Raw genomic sequence first — 2,849 nt, 5'->3', positions numbered from 1 at the left:
CCGAAGCGGCCGCGACCGCTCGCTCCGAAATCGGGAAGTCATTGCTGGACAGTCACCAACCACGAGGATCAGCCCATGACCTGGAATCAGCCCCTCACCGAAGGCACCAAGCAATGCCCGCGCTGCGGTGTCGACTTCGAGTGCAAGGTCGACGACCTGCGCCACTGCGACTGTGTCGCGGTCAAGGTCTCGCTGCCAGTCCTCAAGACCCTGCAAGACCAATACGAAGACTGTCTTTGCCCCGACTGCCTGCGCGCGATCGCCGCAGCGGCGGGATCCGACGCCGCGCCCTGATGACTCCCGCTTGCGCCCTGGTCGCCCCCGCTATCGTCATTCGCCCTGACGCGCAGAGACGACCCTCTCGTCGAATCCGGGCTTTTGAGCCAGTGCTGTCCGGCGATCAGGTCGAGCGGCCATAGCCTCGCGTCGCGCCGATCAATGAGTCCGGCGGCGGACAAGCGCCTCGCCATCTTCGCCTCCTTCTCCGGGCAAGGGGGTGTGGAACGCATGCTGGTGCATCTGATCCAGGGCTTTTGCGAGCACGGCTACGCGGTCGATCTGCTGCTGGTCCGCGCGAACAGCGCCGCGCTCGCGCAGCTCCCGGCGAAGGTGCGCCGTATCCCGCTCGGCCCGGGCCACACATTGCTGGCAACCCTCGCGCTCGCGCGCTGGCTGCGCCGGGAACGCCCGCCGGTGTTGCTGGCGGTGAAGGATCGTGCGGGCCGCGCGGCGGTCATGGCGCGCGCGCTCGCGCGCAGCGAGACGCGCTTGGTGCTGCGACTCGGCACCAATCTCTCCGCCGCGCTGAGCGGGCGCGGCCTGCTTCAGCGCTGGCTGCGGCAACGGCCGATTCGCCTCCTCTACCCGGCCATCGAGCGTATCGTCGCCGTCTCCGAGGGGGTCGCCGAGGACACCGCGCGCATCGCCCGGGTCGCGCGCAGCCGAATCGACGTGATCCGCAATCCGGTCGTCACCCCCGAACTCGCCGCACACGCCGCCGCATCCTGCCCGCATCCCTGGCTGCGCGCGCGCGCCGGCACCCCGATCCTCATCGGTGCTGGCCGCCTGCAGCGCCAGAAAGACTTTCCGACGTTGCTGCGCGCGTTCGACCTGGTCCGGCGCCAACGCGCCTGCCGGTTGATCATTCTCGGCGAGGGACGCGGCCGAGGCGCGCTGGAAGCCCTGGCCCAGGCGCTCGGATTGCGGCTCGGCGCCGATGGCGATCTCGACCTGCCGGGCTTTCAGGCCAATCCCTACTGTTGGTTGGCGCGGGCGGATCTGTTCGTGCTCTCGTCGGCCTGGGAAGGCTCGCCCAATGTCCTCGCCGAGGCGCTCGCGCTCGGCATCCCGGCGGTTGCCACCGATTGCCCCAGCGGCCCGCGCGAGCTGCTGGCCGCTGGGCGCTTCGGTCCGCTGGTGCCGGTCGGCGACAGCGCAGCATTGGCGGCCGCGATCCTGCGGACCCTGGCGGCTCCGCTGCCGGCAAGGGTTCTGCAACAGGCAGTCGCCGATTACACTCAAACGGCTAGCGCCAGCGCCTATCTGCGCGCCCTGGGGCTGGAGACCGGGCCGCCACGCTGACCCCGCCTATCCAGCGGCTGCACCAGCACCCAGGAGCGCACCACCACCGCCCAGACCAGCGCCCAGACCAGCGCATCGGCCTCGATCCAACCTTCGCTTGCGCATCGCTCACCCGCTCGGATGGGCGTGATCGTCCGGCAGGCCTGGTGCGTGCAGATGCAGATGGGCGTGGCGATGCGGATGCCGGTGCAGCTCGGCGTCGAGCAGGCGACCCTCTTGCAGCAACAGCGCGCGGGTGCCGAGGCGTTCGAGCACGCGCTGCTCGTGCGAGACGATCAGCATGGCCTGCGGCAACGCGCTCAGATGATCGAGTAGCCGCGCCTCGCTGGCGCCATCCAGTCCACTGGTCGGCTCATCGAGCAACAGCAGTTCCGGCTCCATGGCCAGCACCGTGGCCAGGGCCACCAGCCGCTTCTCGCCGCCGGAGAGCCGATGGGTAATGCGCTCGCCATAGCCCGCGAGCCCCAGGGCCGCCAGCGTGCGCTGCGCGATGGCCGCCGCCGCGGCGGGCGGGTGCCCCAGATTCAACGGCCCGAAGGCGACATCGTCGAGCACCGTCGGGCAGAAGAGCTGATCGTCGCTGTGCTGGAACACCAGCCCGACCTTGGCGCGGACGGCGCGGAAATCGGCCTCATCGCGGCACTCCCTGCCCAACACGCGGATACGGCCGGCGCGCGGGCGCAACAGGCCGACGATCAGATGCAGCAATGTGCTCTTGCCGGCGCCGTTCGGCCCGATCAAGGCGACCCGCTCGCCGCAGCCAATGCGCAGATCGAGCCCGCTCAGCAGCGGCTTGGGGCCATAGCCGAAGTCGATCTCCGCGAGATCGACGAGCACGTCATCCTTCGCGGTGGCGGCCTTGGGTTCGTTCATTCTATGCCTCTCCCAGCCAGTGGCTTGTCGCCCAGTCGCCCAGTCGCCCAGGCCGCTCAAGACGCTCAAGACGCTCAAGACGCTCAAGACGCTCAAGACGCTCAAGACATTCCAGGGGGCTCAAGTCAGTCAAGCCGCTCTAGCCAACCCCGCCAGCCAATCAGCACAGCCAACCCCGCCCGCCCAATCGCTCCATCCCCAACGGTCGAGCAGAAGCAAGCCGACAAGCAATGGCGAGACGCCCAGCAACAGCAGCGTCTCGCGCCGCCGCCAACGGAAGCGTCGCAGCAGGCGCAGCCGGCCGTCGAAGCCGCGACAGCGCATCGCATCGGCGACCCGCCGCGCGCGCGCATCGCCAGGCGCATGCGCGCATATTCGTCGCCGACCAGATCGAT

The 2,849-nt window shown here is 69.4% G+C and carries 3 protein-coding genes; 2 read left to right on the top strand and 1 reads right to left on the bottom strand.

All coding sequences use genetic code 11. The features are described 5' to 3' along the window. The first annotated feature begins 75 nt into the window (after positions 1-75). Positions 76-294, top strand: coding sequence for a cysteine-rich CWC family protein (locus tag ACLFQI_RS13145; protein WP_410759991.1), 219 nt, complete (start codon positions 76-78; stop codon positions 292-294). Positions 295-438: 144 nt separating this feature from the next. After that, positions 439-1,581 (top strand): glycosyltransferase, encoded by a 1,143-nt coding sequence (locus ACLFQI_RS13140; protein ID WP_410759989.1) that lies wholly within the window; start codon positions 439-441, stop codon positions 1,579-1,581. 108 nt (positions 1,582-1,689) lie between these two features. Here the strand turns inward: ACLFQI_RS13140 and ACLFQI_RS13135 are convergent, their stop codons facing one another. Further along, positions 1,690-2,454 (bottom strand): energy-coupling factor ABC transporter ATP-binding protein, encoded by a 765-nt coding sequence (locus ACLFQI_RS13135; RefSeq protein ID WP_410759987.1) that lies wholly within the window; start codon positions 2,452-2,454, stop codon positions 1,690-1,692. Positions 2,455-2,849: the final 395 nt, after the last annotated feature.

Origin of the sequence: Halochromatium sp. (assembly GCF_046541315.1) — a bacterium.
Taxonomy (GTDB): Bacteria; Pseudomonadota; Gammaproteobacteria; order Chromatiales; family Chromatiaceae; genus Lamprobacter.
This window is presented reverse-complemented; position numbering and strand designations above follow the sequence as displayed.

What these genes read in the sequence shown, in the direction of transcription:
- ACLFQI_RS13145 (WP_410759991.1), top strand. Translation starts at nt 76, where the DNA reads ATGACCTGGAATCAGCCCCTCACCGAAGGCACCAAGCAATGCCCGCGC.
- ACLFQI_RS13140 (WP_410759989.1), top strand. Translation starts at nt 439, where the DNA reads ATGAGTCCGGCGGCGGACAAGCGCCTCGCCATCTTCGCCTCCTTCTCC.
- ACLFQI_RS13135 (WP_410759987.1), bottom strand. Translation starts at nt 2,454, where the DNA reads ATGAACGAACCCAAGGCCGCCACCGCGAAGGATGACGTGCTCGTCGAT.